General features: G+C 68.4%; 21 protein-coding genes and 1 pseudogene. 7 read left to right on the plus strand and 15 right to left on the minus strand.

All coding sequences use genetic code 11. The annotated features are described in order from the left end of the window. Positions 1-512: pseudogene (locus A5780_RS41065) on the plus strand (hypothetical protein); the annotation flags it as partial. A gap of 14 nt (positions 513-526) precedes the next feature. On the opposite strand, the gene A5780_RS18235 reads toward A5780_RS41065, so the two are convergent. Further along, positions 527-1336, minus strand: coding sequence for an S-methyl-5'-thioadenosine phosphorylase (locus A5780_RS18235; RefSeq protein ID WP_063012564.1), 810 nt, complete (start codon positions 1334-1336; stop codon positions 527-529). A gap of 99 nt (positions 1337-1435) precedes the next feature. Between A5780_RS18235 and A5780_RS18240 the strand changes: the two genes are divergently transcribed. After that, positions 1436-1819 (plus strand): metal-sensitive transcriptional regulator, encoded by a 384-nt coding sequence (locus A5780_RS18240; protein WP_228796217.1) that lies wholly within the window; start codon positions 1436-1438, stop codon positions 1817-1819. Positions 1820-1894: 75 nt separating this feature from the next. Here A5780_RS18240 and A5780_RS18245 read toward each other — a convergent pair whose 3' ends face one another. Continuing rightward, positions 1895-2740 carry an LLM class F420-dependent oxidoreductase gene (locus A5780_RS18245; RefSeq protein ID WP_063012563.1) on the minus strand — a complete coding sequence of 282 codons (846 nt, stop codon included), beginning with the start codon at positions 2738-2740 and terminating at the stop codon, positions 1895-1897. Between the two features lie 167 nt (positions 2741-2907). Here A5780_RS18245 and A5780_RS18250 point away from each other — a divergent pair, with 167 nt between their 5' ends. Next, on the plus strand, positions 2908-3360 hold the full coding sequence (locus A5780_RS18250) for an Hsp20/alpha crystallin family protein (RefSeq protein WP_063012682.1): 453 nt from the start codon (positions 2908-2910) through the stop codon (positions 3358-3360). Positions 3361-3606: 246 nt separating this feature from the next. Here A5780_RS18250 and truA read toward each other — a convergent pair whose 3' ends face one another. The 9 genes from truA to A5780_RS18295 all read right to left on the minus strand — a co-directional run bounded on the left by truA (position 3607) and on the right by A5780_RS18295 (position 10031). After that, complete coding sequence (truA, locus tag A5780_RS18255; RefSeq protein ID WP_064902166.1) at positions 3607-4506, minus strand: tRNA pseudouridine(38-40) synthase TruA; 900 nt, start codon at positions 4504-4506, stop codon at positions 3607-3609. Positions 4507-4611: 105 nt separating this feature from the next. After that, positions 4612-5145, minus strand: coding sequence for a 50S ribosomal protein L17 (rplQ, locus tag A5780_RS18260; RefSeq protein ID WP_063012559.1), 534 nt, complete (start codon positions 5143-5145; stop codon positions 4612-4614). Between the two features lie 49 nt (positions 5146-5194). After that, positions 5195-6253 (minus strand): DNA-directed RNA polymerase subunit alpha, encoded by a 1059-nt coding sequence (locus tag A5780_RS18265; RefSeq protein WP_030513445.1) that lies wholly within the window; start codon positions 6251-6253, stop codon positions 5195-5197. Between the two features lie 97 nt (positions 6254-6350). Further along, positions 6351-6956 carry a 30S ribosomal protein S4 gene (gene rpsD / locus A5780_RS18270; RefSeq protein ID WP_030513444.1) on the minus strand — a complete coding sequence of 202 codons (606 nt, stop codon included), beginning with the start codon at positions 6954-6956 and terminating at the stop codon, positions 6351-6353. A 21-nt stretch (positions 6957-6977) separates the two neighbouring features. After that, positions 6978-7391, minus strand: a complete 414-nt coding sequence (rpsK, locus tag A5780_RS18275) for a 30S ribosomal protein S11 (protein WP_025347281.1) — start codon at positions 7389-7391, stop codon at positions 6978-6980. Between the two features lie 9 nt (positions 7392-7400). After that, entirely contained in the window at positions 7401-7772 is a 372-nt protein-coding gene (gene rpsM, locus A5780_RS18280; protein ID WP_030513443.1) for a 30S ribosomal protein S13, read from the minus strand. A gap of 223 nt (positions 7773-7995) precedes the next feature. Beyond that, the gene (gene rpmJ / locus A5780_RS18285) at positions 7996-8109 is read right to left on the minus strand and encodes a 50S ribosomal protein L36 (protein ID WP_025347279.1); all 114 of its coding nucleotides are present in this window, start codon (positions 8107-8109) and stop codon (positions 7996-7998) included. Positions 8110-8266: 157 nt separating this feature from the next. Further along, entirely contained in the window at positions 8267-8488 is a 222-nt protein-coding gene (infA, locus tag A5780_RS18290; RefSeq protein WP_003886926.1) for a translation initiation factor IF-1, read from the minus strand. Between the two features lie 256 nt (positions 8489-8744). Further along, positions 8745-10031, minus strand: coding sequence for an MFS transporter (locus A5780_RS18295; RefSeq protein WP_063012557.1), 1287 nt, complete (start codon positions 10029-10031; stop codon positions 8745-8747). A 264-nt stretch (positions 10032-10295) separates the two neighbouring features. Between A5780_RS18295 and A5780_RS41965 the strand changes: the two genes are divergently transcribed. After that, positions 10296-13343 (plus strand): MinD/ParA family protein, encoded by a 3048-nt coding sequence (locus A5780_RS41965; RefSeq protein WP_231983003.1) that lies wholly within the window; start codon positions 10296-10298, stop codon positions 13341-13343. Here the strand turns inward: A5780_RS41965 and A5780_RS18305 are convergent. After that, complete coding sequence (locus tag A5780_RS18305) at positions 13337-14329, minus strand: GlxA family transcriptional regulator (protein ID WP_063012555.1); 993 nt, start codon at positions 14327-14329, stop codon at positions 13337-13339. The genes A5780_RS41965 and A5780_RS18305 overlap by 7 nt on opposite strands. A 109-nt stretch (positions 14330-14438) precedes the next feature. Here A5780_RS18305 and A5780_RS18310 point away from each other — a divergent pair, with 109 nt between their 5' ends. Beyond that, positions 14439-14957 (plus strand): hypothetical protein, encoded by a 519-nt coding sequence (locus A5780_RS18310; protein ID WP_146098675.1) that lies wholly within the window; start codon positions 14439-14441, stop codon positions 14955-14957. Between the two features lie 6 nt (positions 14958-14963). Here A5780_RS18310 and A5780_RS18315 read toward each other — a convergent pair whose 3' ends face one another. After that, positions 14964-15485: a DUF4254 domain-containing protein gene (locus A5780_RS18315; protein WP_227462744.1), complete on the minus strand. Its 522-nt coding sequence runs from the start codon at positions 15483-15485 to the stop codon at positions 14964-14966. A gap of 151 nt (positions 15486-15636) precedes the next feature. Here A5780_RS18315 and A5780_RS18320 point away from each other — a divergent pair, with 151 nt between their 5' ends. Then, positions 15637-16476 (plus strand): GntR family transcriptional regulator, encoded by an 840-nt coding sequence (locus A5780_RS18320; RefSeq protein WP_064907199.1) that lies wholly within the window; start codon positions 15637-15639, stop codon positions 16474-16476. Then, positions 16473-17036 carry a GNAT family N-acetyltransferase gene (locus A5780_RS18325; protein ID WP_064909078.1) on the plus strand — a complete coding sequence of 188 codons (564 nt, stop codon included), beginning with the start codon at positions 16473-16475 and terminating at the stop codon, positions 17034-17036. Before A5780_RS18320 ends, A5780_RS18325 begins: the two co-directional genes overlap by 4 nt. A 24-nt stretch (positions 17037-17060) precedes the next feature. Here A5780_RS18325 and eccCa read toward each other — a convergent pair whose 3' ends face one another. After that, a complete protein-coding gene (gene eccCa, locus A5780_RS18330) occupies positions 17061-21143 on the minus strand; it encodes a type VII secretion protein EccCa (protein ID WP_064909079.1) in 4083 nt (1360 codons plus the stop codon). 2 nt (positions 21144-21145) lie between these two features. Further along, complete coding sequence (gene mycP, locus A5780_RS18335) at positions 21146-22639, minus strand: type VII secretion-associated serine protease mycosin (RefSeq protein ID WP_082976548.1); 1494 nt, start codon at positions 22637-22639, stop codon at positions 21146-21148. Position 22640 lies beyond the last annotated feature (1 nt).

Consider the following 22640-nt stretch of genomic DNA (forward strand, 5'->3'; position numbering starts at 1 on the left):
GCTGGTGCGGCGAAATCTGCGTGCGCACGCCGGACGGGCTGCGCACGTTGATGATGGCGACACGCAACTCCGCCGCCGATCCCTACCTGTGGCGCGGCATTCTGGCCGATGTCACCGACAGCGTTGCGCCGCAACCCAAGTCGTTCGAGGCGGCCACGGTCGAGACGCTGGTCAGCCGCAATCCCGGAATGTATCTGGCGGTGGTCGACACCGCGCGGGTCCGGGTGATCCGCTGGATCAGCGCGCCGGTGCCGGGACTGGACTGGTCCGGCGGCACGGACGAACGCACGCTGCCACATCCCGGCGACCGGGAGCGAATCATCGCCGCGCGCACGGCGATCCGGGCCGGCGCGCCGTCGTGGACGCTGCCGAACCTCCGGCTCGCGGATACGACCGGAGGCTGGATCACCGTGGACGTGGAGGTTTCACCCCTACCCCACGGCCCGGACGGCACCGGCGTACCCCATTTCGCGCTGGCCCGGATCGATCTGCGTGAACCCGCCACTCCCTAGCGGTCGATGCGGTGTCAGGGCAGTTCGAACGGCAGCGCCACCCCGGTGTGCACGGTGCAGTGTTCGCAGGTATCCATGCCTTCGACACCGGCGACCGCGCGACGTACCAAGGTCTTGAACGGCACCAGGTTTCGCTCGAATTCGGCGAAGACGGCGGCCGCACTGACACCGTCTCCGGCCTCCAGTCCGGCATCGAGATCGGTCACCAAAGCGATGGCGGCATAACACATTTCGAGTTCGCGAGCGAGAACGGCTTCCGGGTATCCGGTCATGTTCACCAGTTCCCATCCCTGTCCGGCGAACCAGCGGCTCTCGGCCCGGGTGGAAAAGCGCGGGCCCTGCACCACGACCATGGTGGCGGCCGGTTGCATCGGCAGCTCGGGCACCGCCGCGCGGGTAGCGACCGCACGCAGGTCGTCGCAGTACGGATCGGCGAAGGAGACGTGGATGCCGCCGTTGTCGAAGTAGGTCTGCGCGCGGCCGGAGGTCCGGTCCACCAGCTGGTCGGGGACCGCCACGGTGCCCGGTCCCCAGTCCGCCCGCAGGCTGCCCACCGCGCACGGCGCGAAGATCCGCCGCACGCCGATCGAGCGCAGGGCCCACATATTGGCCTGATACGGCACGGTGTGCGGGGAATACTCGTGCTTGCGCCCGTGCCGCGGCAGGAAGGCGACCTGGCGGCCCTCGACCTCTCCGACGGTGATCGGCGCGCTCGGCACACCATAGGGTGTCTCGACCTCGAGGGTGGTCGCATCGTCGCCGAAGAAATCGTAGAAGCCGCTACCGCCGATGATGGCCAGCGCGGGGCGGGGATCCGAACTCATGCCCGCAATTCTCGCGTACGCCGCGACGGCGGCCCCCGCCGCCTCACCCCGCACCCGCTACCCTGACAGTGCCCCTCACATAATGTACCCTAGGGGGGTATGGACCATCAGGGCGGGAGCGAGGAACAGCCGGTGACCGAGGATCAGAGCAACACGGTTCGGACCGCCGAGGCGGCCGTGCAGCCCGGGCACGACCACGCCACCCACGGCTATATCACCGCCAAGGACGACTACCTCAAGCGGCTGCGCCGGATCGAGGGGCAGGCGCGCGGCCTGCAGCGCATGGTCGAAGAGGAGAAGTACTGCATCGATATCCTCACCCAGGTCTCGGCCATGACCAAAGCCCTGCAGGCGGTGGCCATGGGCCTGCTGGAGGATCACATCAGTCACTGCGTGGTCGATGCCGCGGTCCAGGGCGGTCCCGAGGCCGAGGCGAAGATCAAGGAGGCCACCGACGCCATCGCGCGGTTGGTCCGTTCCTGAGCCGCGACGCCATCCCCGCACGACCGCCACACCGCTCCGGTTGCCGGATGCGGCCGGCGGTCGCGTGAACGACGATCAGACTCGCGCGGCCAGCGCCGGCGCCAGCGCGCGCAGCACCCCGATGTGGTCCTCGTCGGTGACCTGGATGGCGACCTGATCGGCGCCCGCCTTCAGGTGTTCGACCAGTGCGTCGGCGATCTGATCGGCCGAGCCGTGCAGCGCGAGCGCGTCGATCAGCCGATCACTGCCGGGCGGGGTCAGGTCCTCGTCGCTGAAGCCGAGTCGACGCAAATTCGCCACATAATTGCGCAGGTTCAAGTAGAACTCCGTGCGCGGGCGGGCGGTCAGGCGCGCCTGGACCGGATCGGTGTTGAACGAGATCTTGTGTTCGGGCACGAGCAGCGCATCGGGACCCAGGATTTCGCGCGCCTGCCGGGTGTGTTCGGCGGTCACGAGGTAGGGCAACGCTCCCGCGGTGCGGTCGGCGGCCAGCTTCAGTACCCGCGGTCCGAGCGCCGCCAGCGCGAGCTGCTGTTTCGGGACTCCGTTGGCGTCGAGCACGTCGACATAGTCGACGAGCGCGTCGTAGGGCTTGCGGAAATCCGAATCCTGCTCGGGATGTCCGGCGCCGAAGCCGAGGATGAACCGGCCCGGAAAGCGGCGGTCGATGCGATGGAAGGACTCGGCCACCTGTTCGGCGGGCGCCGACCAGATGTTGACGATGCTGGTTCCGACCGTCAGCGTCTCGGTCTCCTCGAGCAGCGCCTCCACGGCCGGTAGATCCGCCGGGGGCGAGCCGCCCAGCCACAGCGTGCTGTAACCGAGACCCTCCAGCTCACGGGCCTGCCCCGGTTCGAAGCCGGCGTAGTACCGCCAGACGCCGAATTTGCCGATACTCGTGGTTCGCGCAGCCTCAGTCATATTCCTTGCGAACTCCGTTGCGCGGGCGACTATTCCGCCCGGCGCCGGAAAAAATTCCGGTCGCACAATCTGGCACTCGCACCATGAGAGTGCTAAATTGTGCATCGAACAGCTTACGGCGCTCGCCGCCGAGGCGGGCGTCACCACTGGATATGGAGGTGATTCCTGTGCTGAGGTTCGACCCGTTCCACGACATCGACACCGTCGCCCGGCAGCTCCTGGGGGATGCCGCCGGAACCACGCGCGCGCCACGTTTCATGCCGATGGATCTGTTCAAGGCCGGTGACCACTACGTCCTCAATGCCGATCTCCCGGGCGTCGATCCCGGCTCGGTCGACGTGAGCGTGGACAACGGCACCCTGACGCTGAAGGCGCAGCGCAGCCTGCCCGGTGACGAGCATGTGCAATGGATCGCGTCGGAACGATTCGCGGGAACGTACATGCGTCAGCTGTCGCTCGGTGAGGGCATCGACACCGACCACATCAGCGCCACCTACAACGACGGCGTGCTGTCGGTGACCCTGCCGATCGCCGAGAAGGCCAAACCGCGGCGCATCGAGATCGGCGGTATGGGACAGGGCCCGAAGACCATCGAGGCCGGCCACACCGAGAGCAGCTGACCGGTCGCGGCAGGGATGTGCCCGCGCCGGTCGGCGACAGATGAGAGTGCAAGCAGCACACCACCATTCACCGGTGCAAGGTGGCCGGGTGCGCGGGCGGATCCGAGGATCGTCGCAGCGAGAAGGAGGTGAGAGCGCGCAACCCTCGAATAGCGACTGCGTGCGGCCCCGCGATCTCGCGGGGTCGCCGCCATGTCCGGGCGCGGCGAACACCGGCGGACGACCGGAGTATCGCCCGTAGGCGGCTCAGTCGCCGCAGCACCCCTCGGCGGACGGAATCGTCCGCATCTCGCGGGTTTCGGCGTTGCGGGCGGCCAGGTCCGCATCGGCCGGATAGTCGACGGCGATCAAGCTCAGGCCGTGCGCGGGGGCCACGGTGACGGAACTGGACCGTTCCCGTTCCGCGAGAAGACCTTCCACCCATTCGGGAGTGCGGCGCCCCTCCCCCACCGCGAGCACCGCGCCGACCAAACTGCGGACCATCGACCAGCAGAAGGCGTCGGCGCTGACGTAAGCGGTGAGCATGGCGGCTCCGCCGGCACCGTCCAGGGCCCCGCCGGGACCATCGATCGGCGTCACGGCCCAATCGAACCGCTGCAATTCCCGGACCGTCGTCGCCCCTTCGCGCCGACGGCAGAATGCGGCGAAATCGTGCAGTCCCAACAGCTTTCGCGACGCCTCCCGCATGGCGTCGAGATCGACACCGGGTCGGCATGCCACCACACTGCGAGCCAGCAGGGGCGGGGCTCCGTAGGGAGCCGTGGTGAGCCGATACGCGTAGTGACGGCGGATCGCGGAGAAGCGGGCGTCGAATTCCGGTGGCGCCGGGCGGATTCCGGTGACCCGCACATCCTTCGGCAGGAACCGCGCCAGCCGGTGCAGCAGCTTGTCGTGATCGGGCGGCGTGGTCGCGTCGAAATGTGCGACCTGTCCCTCGGCATGAACTCCGGCATCGGTGCGGCCGGCCACCGTCAGCTGAATCGGTTCGCGCAGGACCTTGCTCAGCGACTCCTCCAGCACACCCTGCACGGTCCGCAGACCCGGCTGGCGGGCCCAGCCGGTGAAATCGGTGCCGTCGTAGGCGATATCGAGCCGTACTCGAACCGCAACCGAGGTTGCCGCCGGATCCTGCATGGTCACAGCCATTTCCTGGTTAACATGAGCGAAGCCCGCCGACCCGGAGGGGACGGCGGGCTCACTCGTGAATTCCCGACGCAGATCGAGAGGTCCCCGCACGTGGCGGGGACCAACTCATTCCGCCTTGTCCTCGGCGGGAGCCTCGGTGGACTCCGCCTCGGCAGCCTCGTCGGCCTTCGCCTCCGCAGCCTCGTCGGCCTTCGCCTCGGTGGCCTCTTCGACCTCGGCAGCCTCGGTCTTGGCCTGCTGGGCGGCGACCCGGCGAGCGCGATCGGCCTCGTTGGTCACGGTCTTCTCCCGGACCAGCTCGATGATCGCCATCGGCGCGTTGTCACCCTTGCGGGGCACGGTCTTGATGATCCGGGTGTAGCCACCCTCGCGACCCTCGAACGACGGTCCGATGTTCGCGAAGAGTTCGTGCACCACGTCCTTGTTGCGGATCACCTTGAGCACCTCGCGGCGGTCGGCCAGCGAACCGGCCTTGGCCTTGGTGACCAGCTTCTCGGCGTAGGGGCGCAGCGCCTTGGCCTTGGCCTCGGTGGTCGTGATCCGACCGTGCTCGAAGAGCGCCGTAGCCAGATTGGCGAAGATCGCCTTCTGGTGCGACGCCGACCCGCCGAAGCGAGCACCCTTCTTGGGCTTGGGCATTGGTTGTTCTCCTTAGGAAAGGCCGAACGGGGCTGCCACCCCGGAAGGCCTAGAGCTGTTCGGTCTCGGCGTAGTCCTGCTCGCCGTTGTCTGCATCGCCGAAGGAGCCGCTGTCACTCCAGGTTCCGGTGGCGGCGTCGTAGCCGACGACGCTCGACGGATCGAAGGAGGCCGGGCTGTCCTTCAACGACAGGCCGAGCGAATGCAGCTTGACCTTGACCTCGTCGATGGACTTCTGGCCGAAGTTGCGGATGTCCAGCAGATCCGATTCGGTCCGCGCAACCAGCTCGCCGACGGTGTGCACACCCTCGCGCTTGAGGCAGTTGTACGAGCGCACGGTGAGGTCCAGGTCCTCGATCGGCAGCGCGAACGAGGCGATGTGGTCCGCCTCGGCCGGGCTGGGCCCGATCTCGATACCCTCGGCCTCCACGTTCAGCTCGCGCGCCAGGCCGAACAGCTCGACCAGGGTCTTACCGGCCGACGCCAGCGCATCCCGCGGGGAGATCGAGTTCTTGGTCTCGACGTCCAGGATGAGCCGGTCGAAGTCGGTGCGCTGCTCGACACGGGTGGCCTCGACCTTGTAGGTCACCTTCAGCACCGGCGAGTAGATCGAATCCACCGGGATCCGGCCGATTTCCGCACCCGAGGCCTTGTTCTGCACGGCCGGGACGTAACCGCGACCGCGCTCGACGACGAGCTCGATCTCCAGCTTGCCCTTGTCGTTCAGGGTGGCGATGTGCATATCCGGGTTGTGCACGGTCACACCGGCCGGGGGAACGATGTCACCGGCGGTGACGGTGCCCGGGCCCTGCTTGCGCACGTACATGGTGACCGGCTCGTCCTCTTCGGACGACACGACCAGGCCCTTGAGGTTCAGGATGATGTCGGTGACGTCTTCCTTCACACCCGGGACGGTGGTGAACTCGTGCAGCACGCCGTCGATGCGGATGCTGGTCACCGCGGCCCCCGGAATCGAGGACAGCAGGGTACGGCGCAGCGAATTGCCGAGGGTGTAACCGAAGCCCGGCTCGAGGGGTTCGATGGTGAACTTCGAGCGGTTCTCGGCCAGTACCTCTTCGGCCAGTGTGGGTCGCTGTGAAATCAGCATGAGGATCTCCTCCTTCAGGGGCGCCCGCTATTTGACGCCCACGAACTGGGGTGTGGATGAGCACGGAAAGTGCTCACCCACCAGCAGCACGAACGGCTTACTTCGAGTAGTACTCGACGATGAGCTGTTCGTTCAGCGGCACATCGATCTGCGCGCGTTCCGGGAGCTGGTGGACCAGGATCCGCAGCCGGTTCGGAACCACCTGCAGCCAGCCCGGGATCGGGCGATCGCCCTGGGTCTCACGGGCGACCTGGAACGGCAGCGTCGGCAGCGACTTCTCCTTGACATCGATGATGTCGTACTGGGAGACCTGGAAGCTGGGGACGTCGACCTTGCGGTTGTTCACCAGGAAGTGGCCGTGCGAGACCAGCTGACGGGCCTGGCGGCGGGTCCGGGCCAGACCGGCGCGGTACACGACGTTGTCCAGACGCGACTCCAGCAGCTGCAGCATGTTGTCGCCGGTCTTACCCTTGCGACGGTTCGCCTCTTCGTAGTAGCGGCGGAACTGCTTCTCCATGACGCCGTAGGTGAAGCGGGCCTTCTGCTTCTCCTGCAGCTGGAGCAGGTACTCGCTCTCCTTGATCCGCGCGCGGCCGTGCTGGCCGGGCGGGTAGGGACGACGCTCGAACGCCTGGTCGCCTCCGACGAGGTCGACACGCAGACGACGCGACTTGCGGGTGATGGGGCCTGTATAACGAGCCATTTTTCGCTAAATCCTTTCCCGCTAGACGCGACGCCGCTTGGGCGGACGGCAGCCGTTGTGCGGCTGCGGGGTGACGTCGGAGATCGTGCCCACCTCGAGGCCGGCGGCCTGCAGCGAGCGGATCGCGGTCTCACGGCCCGAACCCGGACCCTTGACGAACACGTCGACCTTCTTGACGCCGTTCTCCTGCGCCTTGCGCGCGGCGTTCTCGGCGGCGAGCTGCGCGGCGAACGGGGTCGACTTACGCGAACCCTTGAAGCCGACGTGACCCGACGACGCCCACGAGATCACGTTGCCCTCGGGGTCGGTGATCGAGACGATCGTGTTGTTGAACGTGGACTTGATGTGCGCGTGGCCGTGCGGAACGTTCTTCTTGTCCCGGCGACGCGCCTTCTGGGACTTCTTGGGGCCGGAGGCCCGACTCTTCGGAGGCATCGGTTATCCCTACTTCTTCTTGCCGGCGACGGTCTTCTTCGGACCCTTGCGCGTGCGCGCATTGGTCTTGGTCCGCTGTCCGCGCACCGGCAGGTGGCGGCGGTGGCGGATGCCCTGGTAGCAGCCGATCTCGATCTTGCGGCGGATGTCGGCCTGCACCTCACGGCGCAGGTCACCTTCGACCTTGAACTCCGACGCCTCGATGTAATCGCGCAACCGGGTGACGTCGTCGTCGCTGAGATCCTTCGACCGCAGGTCGGGACTGACGCCGGTGGCGTCCAGGATCTCCTTGGCGCGGGTACGACCGATGCCGAAAATGTAGGTCAGCGCGATCTCCATGCGCTTCTCGCGCGGGAGATCGACGCCCATCAGACGTGCCATGTGGCAGCTTCCTTAACTGTTGCGGAGGTCTGCTCCCTGTCCGTCCCCTCGAATGGGGCCCCGGCCTCCGTTCCGGGGGTAGGTCGTCCGTCCGCTCTCCGCTCGTTTCCGAGGCGGCGAGCTCGCCGACGGCGACTGGCGCTGGGAGGTCTTCTTTTCTGTGCCAATCCGAACTGCGTTCGGTGCTTGGCTGGTGAACCCCTGCGTCGGGGCACAGTCCAGGTCAGCCCTGACGCTGCTTGTGACGCAGGTTGTCGCAGATCACCATGACCCGGCCGTTACGGCGGATCACCTTGCACTTCTCGCAGATCTTCTTGACGCTCGGCTGAACCTTCACGTCCGTCCAATCTGGTTGTGGTCCACACCGGGTGTGGACACAGCTTTTCCCCAGCCGTGTGACTGGGGAAATCTTGGGTGCGGATTCCGGGGTGAATCCACCCCTGAACCTCGCGAGTCCGGCGTCCGGACTCTCCCGGGAATCGCTTCCCGGAAACTCACTTGTAGCGGTAGACGATGCGACCGCGGGACAGGTCGTAAGGAGAAAGCTCCACGACCACGCGGTCCTCGGGCAGGATGCGGATGTAGTGCTGACGCATCTTGCCGCTGATGTGCGCGAGAACCTTGTGACCGTTCTCCAGCTCGATGCGGAACATCGCATTCGGCAGTGGCTCGATAACTCGACCCTCGACCTCGATGGCCCCGTCTTTCTTCGCCATATCCTCCGCGATCCCGCTTACGCTGAAACCCTGTGTGGTCTCAACTCTTCGGCTAGCTTGTCACTGCAGTTACCGGTGCACTCCAGTCGACCCGGTGCCATACTCTTCGTAGCCTCATGTGGACATGCATTCGCATGAGCACAGACGTCGGGCAGGTGCACCGCCGACCAAGCTTACCCGTGCGCTCGCGATCCGGCCAAATGCGGTCCCCTCGCGCCGTTCGCGGCGGTCCTGCGCACCGTTCGCGCCGCTTCGGTCAGTGGTCGGCGAGCGGGCCGCGCCCGGTCAGCGGGCCCCACGCCCCGATCAATCCGAGCATCAGCACCAGCGCGACCGTGATCACCGTGAACACCGCACCGGGCCCGTGGTTGTCCAGCAGCGGGAGCAGCACGAACGGCTGCACGGCGGTGCTCAGTTTCGACAGGGAATAGGCCGTACCCGAGGCGGTGCCGCGCACGGACGTGGGGAACGACTCCGGCAGATACGTGTGCAGGGCGTTGGAGAAGATGTTGCTGGCCAGGGTGAACAGGCCGCCCGACAGCAGAATCAGCGACACGCTCGTCGCGAAGCCGAAGATCAGCCCGAACACCGCCATCAGCGCGGCCGACGCCAGCACCAGATATTTGCGCTCGGTGCGCTCGATCAGCGGAATCGACAGCAGCGAACCCAGCGGATAGCCCAGATAGGTAATGGTCAGATAGCCCAGCGAGTTCACCACCGTGAACCCCTTGTGCTGTAAGACCAGCACCGCCAGCGTGCCGAAACCGTAGTAGCCGAAGACCTGCAGGATCATCACCGCGGAGAACAGCAGGGTGCGGCCGCGATTGGCACCGCGCAGAATATCGGCGAACGGCACCTTCGCCCGTCCGTTCGCAGCGGCGGTGTCGCTCGTGACCTTGTCGTGCCGGGCCTGCCAGCGCGGGGACTCGGGCATGTGCCGACGGGCGACGAACACCAGGGCGGCGCCGAGTCCGCCGAAGACGAACAGCCAGCGCCAGCCGTCGGTGCCGAACGGTTCCAGCGGAACCAGCCACCGAGCCAGGAATCCGACGGTCGGGACGGCGCAGAATCCGATGGTGTAGGCGATGGCGATCATCCGCCCGCGGACCTGCGGCGGCATCGTCTCCGACAGATAGGTGTCGGAGACGGTCATCTCCGCACCGATACCGAGGCCCGCGAGGACCCGCGTCGCCATCAGGAACCAGACGTTGGGGCTGAACGCGCCGAGCAGCGTGAATCCCGCGTACACCCCGATATTGATCATGAACATCCGGCGGCGGCCGAAGAGGTCCGAGAGCCGTCCGATGAGCAGCGCGCCGAGGAACTGGCCGACGAAGGCCGAGGCGAGAATGCCGCTCAGCTGATAGGTCGACAACGCGAGCTGCTGCTTCAGCACGCCGGTGATGGTGCCGGCGAGGAACAGTTCGTAGAGATCGAAGAACAGGCCCAGGCCGACCAGAGCGACAAGTTTGCGGTGGACCGGCCGGACGGGAAGTTCGTCCAACCGGGCCGCGCGAGGATCATCGCCCGCGGTGATTGCCATTTCGATACGCTCCCGACCTCGCAAATAAGGGGCAACCGAACCACGCGGCGCGTCGGCCGACCGGCTTGTCGGCTGTGGGTAGGACGCCCGTCACGGCCGATAGCCCTCGCGTAAACTACCGGCTGTCCAGGAAATCGGTCCAGCAGATCCCAGGGGGACACCCGTGAGCGTGCGCAGCGAGCGAATTACGGACGCAGCGCCCTCGAACCCGATCGGCACGATCCTCGGCGAGGCCCCGACCACGAACCGCGGTGAGGTACTGCCGTGAGTCGCAACAACAACGATCTGCCCATGCTGCCCCCGTGGCTGTCGGAGAGCGACGTCACGCAAACGGGATACGAAGCGCCGGTCGAGAACCTCCCGCACGAGGAGTACATCCCGGAGGACAGCGGTCCGCGACGGTTGTTCTCCCGCAAATCCGACGACCGGGCGGAGTCCGATAAGAAGGAGTCCGACCGGAAGTGGCGGAAATCCCGCCGCAAGGACAAGGCCGACGCCGAGCCCGCCGCCGGTGAGACGTCACCCTCGTGGGGGCCGCCGGGAACCGCCGGGCCGCACGGCGATGCGCAGCCGGGGCCGGAATCGTTGCGCGGCAACGGTGTTCAGGGCTCCGAGCCGATGCCGTGGCAGCAGCCGTCCGAAGGCTACGGTTCGGACGCCCAGGGTGTGATCCCGGCCGACTTCCGTGCGCAGCAACAGAATCAGTTCGCGCAGCCGCCGGCTCAACAGGGGCAGGCGTGGAATTCGTCGCCATCCGCAGCGTCCTCGGGCCACGACTTCGGCCGCCCGCCCGCTACCGCACAGCCGATTCCCGCTCCGGCGCCGCAGCAATCGCAGCCGACCACGCCGGGCCCGGACCAGGCGTCCGGCCCGCTGTCCTCCGCGCCGCTGTCCGGCGAGTTTCCGGCGGCACCGCCGCAGACTCCGGCCCGGCCGCCGATTCCGCCCGCACCGCAACATCTGTCGAACATTCCCCTTCCGGCCGCCGAAGGCTCGGATGCGGAGCTGACCGTGCGGGTGACCCGGCGGCCCGACCTGCCGCCCCCGCCCCAGCAGTCGGCCCCGACTCCGCCGCCGCTGCCCGAGTGGCCGGACCCGACTGCCCCCGCCCGTTCCGGACCGCCGCCGCGGCTGGGCGTGCCGGAAGGGTACGAGGACGCGCCGTCGGTCTCGAACAACGCCGCCGCACAGCAGTTTTCACTGCCCGACACTCCCGTCGCACCGACAACAACCGCGCCCGGCCTGCCGCAGCAGGAGGCGGATGCCCGCCCCGCCTCAGCCGAGATGCCGCCGACCGGAACCACTCCTCCCGTTCCGACGCACGGATCGGCGGCAGGTCCGTTCGGTTCGGGTCCGGACGCGAGTGAACGGGCCGAGAACGTGGGCGGCGGGGCTTCCGGCGTCACCGAGGAGGCACCCGCCTGGCTCGGCCGCGTGCCGGAACAGTCGGCCGCGCAGGCCGATTCCGCGCCCGCGCGCGACGCCACCGAGGCCTCGGTCGCGCCGATCTCGGATTCTGGTGCGCCCGGCGAGACCGCCGTATCGAATACGCCTCACGCGGACCTCCCCGCGGCAGCGGATGTGACGGGGAACGGTGGCGCCGGCACGTGGGATGCCTTCGCAATCGGCACTGCCGCAGTTCCGCACGGTGGCGCAGCTTCCGGACCGCGGGCTCTCCACCCGCCGACGGTGGGAACCCATGCGCCGGAGAGTGATTCGGGTGCGTCGTCGGTCGTCGGCGGTGTCGGCTTCTACGGCTCCGGAGATGCCGGCGCCGGTTCGGCAGATCAGCAGTGGAGCGGCCGCCATCGGCTCGACTCCGACCGGGTGCCGGCTCAGGAACCTGTCGTGCGCCCCGGACCGGATGCCGGTGCCGCCTGGAACGGACCGGATGCGCCGGCACCGCGGCCCGACACGCATCAGCAGCTGCCCGAAGGCACCGGTCCGCAGTACGGCGCGGCGCCGCAGACGACGCAGTACCAGCAGCCACCTGCTCCGGACTTCGCAACGCACACACCGCATTCCGGCCCGATGCCGCAGGCGCCGAATTCCGAATCGACGATGGTCGTCGGCCCGCAGGGGGTTTCGCAGCCTCCGATCCCACAGCCGGCCCCGGACGCCCAGTGGCACAGCGCGCCGCAACCGCCGCCGCAGGTGCCGGGCCCGGCGACCGGTCCCGAACAGCAGTGGGCCGCACGGCAGGCGGATCAGTATTCCCAGCCGCAGCAGTACGCGCAGCCGAATCCGTACATGCCGGGGCAGCAGGCCCATTCACCCGAGCAGTATCAGCAGGCCCCCAACCCGCAGGCCCACCAGCCGCAGCCGCAGCATCAGCAGTACCAGCAGGGTCAGCCGCCGCAGCAGTACCCACCCAACGGCGTGACGCCCTCGCTGGAGGATGTGCCGATGCGCCGGGCGAAGAAGGCCCCCGGTTCGGGGTGGCGGCGCGCGGTGCACCACATGTCGGGCGGTGCCATCAATCCGGGTATGTCCGCGGAGGAGCGGCGCCTGCAGGAACTGGTGGCTCGCATCCGGCAGCCGGTGCGGGGCGACTACCGGATCGCCACCCTGTCGTTGAAGGGCGGCGTCGGCAAGACGACCACCACCATGGGCATCGGCTCGATCTTCGCCTCCATCCGCGGCGACCGCGTGATCGCCGTCGACGCCAATCCGGACTTCGGCACTCTCTCGCAGCGGGTGCCGCTGCAGACCCGGTCCACGGTGCGAGATCTGTTGCTGGATCAGCAGATTCGCAGTTACGGCGACGTCCGGCGGCACACCTCGCAGGCCACCAGCCGGTTGGAGGTGCTGGCCAGTGAGCGTGATCCGGCGGCGTCGGAATCGTTCAGCGAGGACGAGTACCGCCAGGTGCTGCGCGTCCTGCAGCGGTTCTACAACATCATCCTGACCGACTGCGGTACCGGACTGATGCATTCGGCCATGGCGGGTGTGCTGGATCTGGCGCATTCGCTGGTGCTGATCTCGTCGTCGGCGATCGACGGCGCCCGTAGTGCGGCGGCGACGCTGGACTGGCTCTCCCTGCACGGGCACGATCACCTGGTGCGCAATGCCGTGGTGGTGATCAATCTGCCGCGCGAGGGGTCGCCGAATGTGGCGATTCAGCATCTGCGCGAATACTTCCTGGCCCGCTGCCGCGCCGTGCACGTCATCCCCTACGACCCACATCTGGCCGAGGGCGCCGAGATCGATCTGGCTCGGCTGCACAAGAACACCAAGCGGGCGCTGGTCGAACTGGCCGCGACGGTGGCCGACGATTTCGCCACCGACCATCGGCGGTTCGGCGGTTACTGAGTGCCGCGGTCCTGCCAGGTGAGCGGGGTCGCCCGGACTTCGGCGATACTGCGTCCGCGGCGGCGCCGGAACAGGCTGCGCAGAGTGCCCGCGTTGAGGTAGCCGACCCGGGCGGCCACCGTCTCGACGGTGGCGTTGGTGGTGCGCAGCAGCCGGGTGGCGCGCTCGAGGCGGATCTCGTTCACGAAATCCCGTGGTGACATCCCGATTTCGGCCTGGGTCGCGCGCTGCAGGCTGCGCACGGTGACGCCGAGTTCGCGGGCGGCGTCGGTGATCCGGAACTGCTCGGCGATATGGCCGCGCACCCAGCGTTCGAACGCCGCCACCAGCGAGTTCCCGCGCGCGATCACCTGCGGGACGATGTAGTCGCGTTGCTCGCCTCCGCTGCCGGCCAACAGCATCCGGGCCGCGCGTTCGGCTTGGGCGGGACTGCGACCGGCCACCGTGGCCAATGCGAGGTCGAGGTGCGCCAGGGCCGCCGCGGCCGTCGCGATATGACCGGAACGGCACAGGATGCGTCCCTCGTCCAGGTCGACGTTCGGATAGCGGCGGCGGAAGGCCGGGCCGAGCCACCAGCTCGTCGTCGCGGGCAGCCCGTCGAGCACCCCGGCCTCGGCGAGGAAGAAGGTTCCGGTGCACGCGGCGGCCAGCCCGGTCCCCGCCAGGTGCGCCTGCGAAATGCGTTCCAGTACCGGCCTGTTGGCGGGCGCGGCGATGAGGTCGACCACCGCGTCGGCATCCATGGCCAGCACGGCGGGCACGATGATCGGGCCGATGTCGGCGGGTACCTCGGCCAACGGTGTGGTGGGAATCAGATGGCCGTGGCCCGAGCGGACGCTGCCGCCGAGCGCGACGGTGTGCACCCGCCACGGCTCGGGTTCCAGCTCCGGATCGTCGACGAGCGAGTTCGCCGTGTTGAAGACCTCCAGGACGGCGGCGAGACCGAGGTCTCCGACGCCGTCCACGACGAAAATCGCGACATCCATGTCGCAAACAGTACTGAATGCGTCGGATACGACACTGCTATTGCGCGTATCCACCGCTTAGGGTTTCCGGTATGACGGTGTGGGCGAACAGAGGTGCACGATGCGCATCGTGAGCAGTGCGTGTCACCTCTTCGAATACGAGGTCACCGCGGCGGGGCCGTGCGCGGTCGCGCTGGATCCGGCGGCCGTGCGCGCCCGGAAGATGTTCGTGGACTGCCTGGTCCTGCAGATCGCGGTCGAGCCGGGCGATGCCGCGGTGCTTCCGGCGGCGGTCGAGGTCGTGAAAACCATTGCGCTACACAACGACGCCGGCTACATCGTCGTCGAGAGCGTGGCGCCGTGGGCACGAAACGATCGACGCGCCGGCGGTGGAGCACCCGACGACGTACTCACCGGCCTGGCGGATGCGCTGGACGTCGTGTCCGAGCTCACCGAGCGCCTGGAGGAACGCGGCGAACCGGTCCACCTGATGCCGTTCGGCTGGAACACGATTCGCTTCACCGAACTGGCCGGTGGGTCACGACCACGGCGGGTGACCCGATTGAATCCGGCACCGCTGCCGGCGGATCGGTCACGCCTCAGCCGCGCACCGCGGATGGCGGGCTCGTGCCGATCGCTGAGCTACTAGACCGGCTCACCAGCTCGGCAGGCGACGCCGTCCGGCGAGGACCTCACGCACCAGATCGTCGTAACCATCGGCCAATTCGGCCAGGTGATGCCAGGCACTGTGCAGCACATCGTCGTTCGCGTCGAGGGTCATCAGCGCGTGGTGCGCGCGGACCGACGCTTCGGCCAGCCGGTCGATGACGGCGCCGATCGTTTCGGTGTGCAAGGTGGCGCCGGAGCCCTGCTGCGGCACGGCGCGGACGATCCAATCGTCGATCGCCATCACCAATTCCATTCGCCGTCTGCCGATTTCGATCATCAGGGCGGAGTCCGGATCCGGTGTGGAACCGCCGCGGCCGAGCTGGCGTTCGAACAGCACCGCCAGGTCGCGCGCGAACCACAGGATCGGGCCGCCGATCACGCGGTGCCCCCGGCACGCACGCAACAACAGATCCGAACTCGGCAGAACTTCGGTCGTCAGGAACTCGACGGCCGTCGGTGTGTGTGGTGTGTCGGGCAATGCCACGACCACCATCGGGGACGTCTCCAAACCAGCCACGTTGCCTCGCCGTCGTCGCCGTACAACCAATGGTCAGGACGTTCATTACAATAAACCTCTGAATGTGTGTGTCAAGGGTCACACTGCCCCGTCAACCAGCAGAGTAGACTTTCCTTCCTTGAAGGTACAACCGAGGAGCGAGATGGCCGCCGGTCCGAGGTACCAGCGCATCGCCGACGTCCTACGGGAGGCGATTCGCGACGGCACGTACAAACCTGGTGATCGCCTGCCCAGCCACAACGAGCTGGCCGATCAGATGCATGTCTCGATCACCACCGCGCGCAACGCGATTCAGGTGCTCGTCGCCGAAAACCTGCTGTTCACAGCGACTTCCCGGGGCACGATCGTGCGCAGCCAGGAGGTCCTGGAATCCGTGGTGACCAGCCACATTCGGCGCGACCGCCCCAAGTCGGCACACGACATCTTCTCCGAGACCGCCCGCGCTGCCGGGCGGGAACCGGCCAAACAGTTCAGCGCCCGGATGGAACCGGCCGGTACGGACGTCGCGCATTGGCTCGGCGTACCGAAGGACTCCTGGGTCGTCGCCCGCACCGTGGTGCAGTACCTCGACAACGAACCGTGGTCGTGGGAGGTCAGCTACTACCCGCGTGACCTCGCCGAACTCACCGGAATCGATTCCCCGCACGACATTCCGGAGGGCACCACGCGGCGGCTGGCCGCACGCGGATATCCCGAAACGGCCCATCGGGATACGGTCGTGGCGCGCCCCGCGAGTGCCGACGAGGCCGCCGTCCTGGGTGTCGGAGCCGGCACCATGCTGCTCGACCATCTGCGCATCGGCGCCGGCAACACCCGCATCATGCGGGTCACCCGCCAGCGGTCGCTGGCCGCACGCAACCGGCTGGCCTACGAACTCGGTGACGACGAGGGCACCGCCCTCATCCGCAAGACCCTGGGGGCGCCGCCTCCTCCGGGCAACTCCCATTCCTTCGGTAACTCGCTGGTTCCCGGCTCACCATGACGATCCGCATCCGCCGGGCCCGCTCGGCCGACCTCGGCAGCATCTGCCGACTACGGCTCCAACGGACGGCCTGGCTTGCGGCACGCGGGTCGGACCAGTGGACCCGGCAGGGCCGGGGGCTGCCGATCGAACGGTTTGCCCACGCGGTCGGCCGGTCGGTCTCGGCCGGGGAGACCTGGGTGGCGGAGGTGAACGGCGAATTCGCGGGAACCGTCACCGTGAACGATCGCGCCGACCCCGGTTTGTGGTCACCGCGGGAGATCGCCGACGCGGTGATCGTGCACTACATGATCGTCGATCTGCGCTTCGCCGGCTGCGGTGTCGGCCGCGCGCTGCTCGCCCATGCCGCCGCGGTGGCCGTTGCGCGGCAACGCAATTGGGTGCGATTGGACGCCTGGACCAGGAATACCGACCTGCACCGGTACTACCGCGCGGCCGGATTCCGGCTGGCCCGCATCGCCAACCCGGGGGTCACCGGACCGTCGGCCGCGCTGTTCGAACGGCGCACCGACAGCTGGGACTTACCGGAACCGATAGTGCGGCGGCACCTGCACGCGTGACCGGGGCGATCCGGTGCCCTGACCTCAGACCGGCGGCAGATAGCTCACCTGCACCATTTCGTTCTCCCTGGCACGGGATACGAGCGTGCCCCGGCCCGGTGCCAGCTTGCCCGACCGTACGTCGCCGAGCAGTTTGCCCTCGTCCTTGGGCGCCGACATCAGCAGCGCGTCGACCGACAGGTCCTTCATCATGCCCAGCACCTTGTCGTACAGCGCCCGCGAGGCACCGCCGGAGCGCCGCGCCACGATCAGATGCATACCGATATCGCGGGCCTGCGGGATGAATTCCAGCAGCGGTTCGAGCGGATTGCCCGCACCGGTGGCGACCATGTCGTAGTCGTCGACCACGATGTAGATCTCCGGCCCGGTCCACCAGCTGCGGTCGCGCAACTGCTGCGGCGTGATGTCCGAACCCGGAATCCGCTGTCGCAGATAGGCGGCGACCTCCTTGATCATGTCGAACGACGTCTGGCCGGAGGTCGAGTAGCCGGCCAGCTGCTGGCCCTCCAGGACGCCGAGCATCGTGCGCCGGTAGTCGATCAGGATGACGCGCGCCTGCTCGGCCGTCGAATTCTCGGTGATGCCGAGCACGATGTTGCGCAGCAGCGTGGTCTTGCCGCACTCCACGTCGGCGAAGGCCATCAGATGCGGCTGGGCGTCGAAATCCATGACCAGCGGCGCCAATTCGTTCTCGCCGAGGCCGACCACCACCCGGGTGGCGCTGCATTCGATCCCGTGCTTCGCGGCCTCGGCGAGCACCTGTTCGCGCGGCACCCGCAGCGGCAGCATGCGGACCGCGGGCGCGCGTCGATCACCGTAGAGCTCGGCGAACTGGCTGCGCGCCAGCGCGATACCGTCGGAGAGAGTCGCCGGATCGGAGCTGGAATCCAGGCGCGGCAGGGCGACCAGCATATGCAGCTTCTCCGGTGTGAGACCGCGGCCGGGGCGGCCCACCGGTACCAGCACCGCGGTGCGGCGGTCCATTTCGGAATCGCTGGGGTCGCCGAGGCGCAGTTCCAGCCGGGTGCCGACGAGATCCTTGACCGCCGGGCGGATCTCGCCCCAGCGGGTGGCGCCGATCATGAGGTGGATCCCGTAGGACAGACCCTGCGCGGCCAGTGCGTTGAAGGCCGGTTCCAGCACGTCGAATTCGGCGCGGATGGTCGCCCAGCCGTCGACGACCAGGAAGACGTCGCCGAACAGATCCTGCGACAGCGGGTCCGCCGCCTGTTCGGCCGGACTCCGCTGTGCAAGTTCGGCTTTACGGCGGCGGAATTCGTGGATCGACTCGATGCCCAGCTCCCGGAACCGCTCCTCGCGCTGGTGCAGCAGGGTCACCATCTCGGCGACGGTACGGCGCACCCGGTCGATATCCATGCGCCCGGCCACCGAGCCGACGTGCGGGATGTCGGACAGGCCCGCCAGCGTGCCACCACCGAAGTCCAGGCAGTAGAACTGCACCTGCTCCGGCGTGTGGGTGGCCGCGGCCGCCATGATGATCGAACGCAGCGTGGTCGACTTGCCCGACTGCGGACCGCCGACCACGGCCAGATTGCCCTGTCCCGCCGACAGATCCACGATCAGCACATCGCGGCGCTGCTCGTAGGGCTTGTCGATCACACCGATCGGCCACCACAACCGGCCGTGCCGGTTCACCGGCGAGCGCCAGTCCGGATCGGGTAGCAGCATGTCCACCGACGGTGATTCGTCCAGCGGAGGCAGCCACACCTCGTGGGCGGGGCGGCCGTGACCGCGCAATCGGTCCACCACCACGTTGAGCAGTGTCTTGGGCACGGTTTCGGCGGGGGTGCCGGGCGGCAGCTCCAGCTCCGCCTCCGGTGAGCCGGGCGGCGGCGGAAGTTCGGGCCGGCCCAGCGGTCCGCGCGCCGGAGCGGCGGTGACCGGTGTGCGCACCCGGACCGGCGCCGCGGTGAACACCACCGGCTCCTGTCCGCCGCCGCGCTGCCCACCGCCGGTGCGGCCGGGCGCGTTGCCCGCGGGTGATTCGTAGGCGCCGGAGACGTAGCAGGCGTTGAACCGCAGCGGATCGTCGGCATCGCTTTTGAGGTAGCCCGAGCCCGGCACACTCGGCAGGTGATAGGCGTCGGTGATGCCGAGCACCGCGCGCGACTCGTTGGCGGAGAAGGTGCGCAGGCCGATCCGGTAGGACAGGTGCGAGTCCAGGCCGCGCAGCTTGTTCTCCTCGAGCCGCTGCGAGGCCAACAGCAGGTGGACGCGCAGGGACCGGCCCAGACGGCCGATCATGACGAATAGGTCCGCGAAATCCGGCTTCTGCGAGAGCAATTCGGAGAACTCGTCGACGATGATGAACAACGCGGGCAGCGGATCCAGCGCCGCGCCGGCCGCGCGGGCTCGCTCGTACTCGGTGACGTTGGCGAAGTTGCCGGCCGAGCGGAGCAGTTCCTGGCGCCGGGTCATCTCCCCCGACAGCGCGTCCTTCATGCGGTCGACGAGGGCGATCTCCTCCTCCAGGTTGGTGATCACCGCGGCGACGTGCGCGAGCGATTCGAGTCCGAGGAACGTCGCGCCACCCTTGAAGTCGACCAGCACCATGTTCAGCTGATCCGGCGAATGGGTCGTCACCATGGACAGCACCAGGGTGCGCAGGAATTCCGACTTACCCGAACCCGTTGCGCCGATGCACAATCCGTGCGGGCCCATGCCGTTCTCGGCCGACTCCTTGATGTCGATCTCGACGGGAGTGCCGTCGGGCGTGATGCCGATCGGCACGCGTAGCCGCTCTCGATCGTTGCGCGGGCGCCACACCGACGCCGGATCGATCTGCGCGGCATCGGGAATCTTCAACAGCTCCATCAGGCCGGGCACGGCTCGCGATTCGTCGCCGAGGCTCACGATCTGGGCCGCGGTGGCCACCCGATAGCGGGCCAGCGCCCGCGCCAGGGTCTGCGCTTCGGCGATCGTCACCGGGTCGGACGTGGCGAATTGCTCCACGCCCGCGGCGGATCTCGCGGCGACGGTACCGTCGGCGACCACCAGTTGCAGACCGCGGCGCACCGCGAGCCCGGCCTGCGGCGCGGTGAGGTCGAGCACGGTGACCGAGTCCAGGCCGGCGTCGCTGACGATCCGCTCGGTACCGCTGACATAGCCGTCGTCGATGATGACCAGCAGATGGATGCGCCCGGCGGTGGGCTGGGCGTTGCGCATGAACCGGCCGCGCTCGAGCAGTTCGGCCGCCATCGAGGTCTCGAGTTCGGCCAGCGAGCGATACATCATCCGGGCCGCGCCCATGCCGTCGCGGTCCACCGGATGTTGCAGGTGCGGGAGCCATTTCGCCCACGACCAGGCCTCGGCGTCCGGGTCGGCGCAGATGATCGCGACCGCGGCGTGGTCGGGGCCGTGGAAGGTCACGTATTCCATCAGCATGGCGCGCACCAGCATGCGCGTCTCGTCCGGCCGGCCCTCGATGTTGATCGCGGGGAACGCACGCAGCGACAGGGCCGTGGGCAGGCCGTGCACCACCGAGTGGGTGCGCACGAAGCGGCGCAGCGCCACTGTGGAGACCGGTTCGAGGTCCTCGAGTGGACCGGTCTCCGGGCGGGCCAGTTTGGTGGCCAGCCGGTGACTGCCGACCCCGACGCGCACATGCCCGAAATCCGGATCGTTGGGGCGGCGTTCCCACATCCGGCGGGTGCCGGCCACCGCGCGCAGATCGGCCGGTTCCGGATGGCTCCAGATCAGCGATTGCAGCTGGGCGCCACCGGTTTTGCGCACATCGCGGCGGACCTGGTCGAGGTAGCGGAAGTAGTCCTTGCGTTCCTCGTTCAGTTCGGCGGCGCGCTTGGGGCCGCCCGAGCCGCGCATCCCCGCCATCATCCCGACCATCGACATCAGCATCATCATCGGGAACATCAGCATGAAGGGGTTGGCGAGCAGATTGCGCCCCATCATCACCATCATCGCGAGCATGCCGACCACCGCGACCACCATGACCACGGGCATGAGCCGCATCAGCAGGGCGGGCGGCACCGGCCGCGGAATCTCCGGCGGGGCGGTCAGCGCCACCTCTCCGCCCGGTGCCCGCGGCGGGGCGATCCGCGGTCGGCGCACGAATCCGTCGGTGGACATGCCTACTCTCCTCGAGGCGAGTCGGTCCCGGTGGGAGCCGGGGTGGCGGACAGGTATCCGGCGGCCGGATCGTCGGCGACCGGTTCGGATCGCCTGCGCCGGTAGGGAAGGGCGGCGGCCCAGCCGACGGCCAGCAGGGCCAGCAACGCGCCGGAGCCGACGGTCGCCACCCGGCGCGGCAGCGGATCGGGGCCCGGATCCGGGGCGGGCGGCGCGATCGCCTGTGGCACCTGCGCGGCCTGGCCGGGTGGCGGCGGCAGCTGCGCGGTGAGCGCCGCCAGCGGATCGATGAGGCCGAACCCGACCCGATCGTCGCGGCCCGCGCCGGGGTTGTGCGCGGTTCGCTCGATCCGGTCGATCACCTGCGCCGCGCTCAGTTCGGGAAATCTGCTGCGTACCAAGGCCGCCAGACCCGAGACGAAGGCCGCCGAGAAGCTGGTGCCGTCGATGGTGAGCGGTCCGTCGTCACCGTGTTCGGTGTCGACCAGACCGGTTCCGCCCGGCTTGCTGTCGAGGGAGATGATCGACCGGCCGGGCGCGGCGACCCCCACCCACGGGCCGTGGATCGAGAACGGCGAGGTCGCGCCGTCCGGATCGGTCGAGGCGACCGAGAGCACGTACGGGGTGAACCAGGCCGGGCTGATGACGGTGCGCACTCCGTTCCAGCCGCTGGTGTCGTTCTGGGCCGAGCAGGCGGACTGGTCGAGATTGCCCGCCGCGGCGACCACGACGACATTGCGGTCGGCGGCGTATTCGACCGCCGCGCCCAGTGCGCCGTCGGCGGTCTCGGAACCGGCTGGGCTGCAGGACACTTCGGAGATGTTGATCACGGTGGCGCCCATGTCGACCGCGCGCACCACGGCGGCCGCCATCGTCAGCACGTCACCGTATCCGCCGGCGGCGACCTTGCCGGTCTCGTCGTTGTTGCGGTTCTTCGCCTCGTACTGCAGGCTCAGCTGCCGGATGGCCAGGATCTGCGCCTCCGGGGCGACGCCGGAGAAGGCGTCGGCGGGACTCGGGCGCGCGGCGATCAAGCCGGCGACCAGGGTGCCGTGGCCGTCGCAGTCCTCGGTGCCGTCGCCGGCGGTCACGAAGTCGCCGCCGGGTTGCAGATCCGGCAGGCGCGGATGGCGGTTCACCCCGGTGTCGATGACGGCGACCTTCTGTCCGGCGCCGCGACTGAACTTCCAGGCCCGGTCCAGATCGAGAATCCGCTGGGGCAGTGGCGGATCCCGCGGAATCGCCCCGGTCAGATACGGCTCGGCGCAGACCGCGCGCTTCTCGGTCTGGTCCGGCGGACCGTTCTTCGCGTTGACGGCCAGCGCCTGCCCGAGGGCGCCCTCGTCGATCGCCGGCGGTGCGACCGCGGTCGCGGGACCACCGCCGAGCAGCGACGCGCCGAGTACCGCCGCGGCAGCGGCCACGCGCAGCCGGCGAGCCGCCCCGCGCGCGAAACCCGCTACCGGACAATCTCTTCCGTAGCGCAGCACAGTCATC

The sequence above is a fragment of the Nocardia sp. 852002-20019_SCH5090214 genome (assembly GCF_001665865.1).
In the GTDB taxonomy this organism is placed as follows: domain Bacteria; phylum Actinomycetota; class Actinomycetes; order Mycobacteriales; family Mycobacteriaceae; genus Nocardia; species Nocardia nova.

Excerpts from the sequence above, each read along its gene's own strand:
- A5780_RS18235 (WP_063012564.1), bottom strand. The coding sequence starts at position 1,336 with ATGAGTTCGGATCCCCGCCCCGCGCTGGCCATCATCGGCGGTAGCGGC.
- A5780_RS18240 (WP_228796217.1), top strand. The coding sequence starts at position 1,436 with ATGGACCATCAGGGCGGGAGCGAGGAACAGCCGGTGACCGAGGATCAG.
- A5780_RS18245 (WP_063012563.1), bottom strand. The coding sequence starts at position 2,740 with ATGACTGAGGCTGCGCGAACCACGAGTATCGGCAAATTCGGCGTCTGG.
- truA (WP_064902166.1), bottom strand. The coding sequence starts at position 4,506 with ATGGCTGTGACCATGCAGGATCCGGCGGCAACCTCGGTTGCGGTTCGA.
- rplQ (WP_063012559.1), bottom strand. The coding sequence starts at position 5,145 with ATGCCCAAGCCCAAGAAGGGTGCTCGCTTCGGCGGGTCGGCGTCGCAC.
- A5780_RS18265 (WP_030513445.1), bottom strand. The coding sequence starts at position 6,253 with ATGCTGATTTCACAGCGACCCACACTGGCCGAAGAGGTACTGGCCGAG.
- rpsD (WP_030513444.1), bottom strand. The coding sequence starts at position 6,956 with ATGGCTCGTTATACAGGCCCCATCACCCGCAAGTCGCGTCGTCTGCGT.
- rpsK (WP_025347281.1), bottom strand. The coding sequence starts at position 7,391 with ATGCCTCCGAAGAGTCGGGCCTCCGGCCCCAAGAAGTCCCAGAAGGCG.
- rpsM (WP_030513443.1), bottom strand. The coding sequence starts at position 7,772 with ATGGCACGTCTGATGGGCGTCGATCTCCCGCGCGAGAAGCGCATGGAG.
- infA (WP_003886926.1), bottom strand. The coding sequence starts at position 8,488 with ATGGCGAAGAAAGACGGGGCCATCGAGGTCGAGGGTCGAGTTATCGAG.
- A5780_RS18295 (WP_063012557.1), bottom strand. The coding sequence starts at position 10,031 with ATGGCAATCACCGCGGGCGATGATCCTCGCGCGGCCCGGTTGGACGAA.
- A5780_RS18305 (WP_063012555.1), bottom strand. The coding sequence starts at position 14,329 with ATGGATGTCGCGATTTTCGTCGTGGACGGCGTCGGAGACCTCGGTCTC.
- A5780_RS18320 (WP_064907199.1), top strand. The coding sequence starts at position 15,637 with ATGGCCGCCGGTCCGAGGTACCAGCGCATCGCCGACGTCCTACGGGAG.
- A5780_RS18325 (WP_064909078.1), top strand. The coding sequence starts at position 16,473 with ATGACGATCCGCATCCGCCGGGCCCGCTCGGCCGACCTCGGCAGCATC.
- eccCa (WP_064909079.1), bottom strand. The coding sequence starts at position 21,143 with ATGTCCACCGACGGATTCGTGCGCCGACCGCGGATCGCCCCGCCGCGG.
- mycP (WP_082976548.1), bottom strand. The coding sequence starts at position 22,639 with ATGACTGTGCTGCGCTACGGAAGAGATTGTCCGGTAGCGGGTTTCGCG.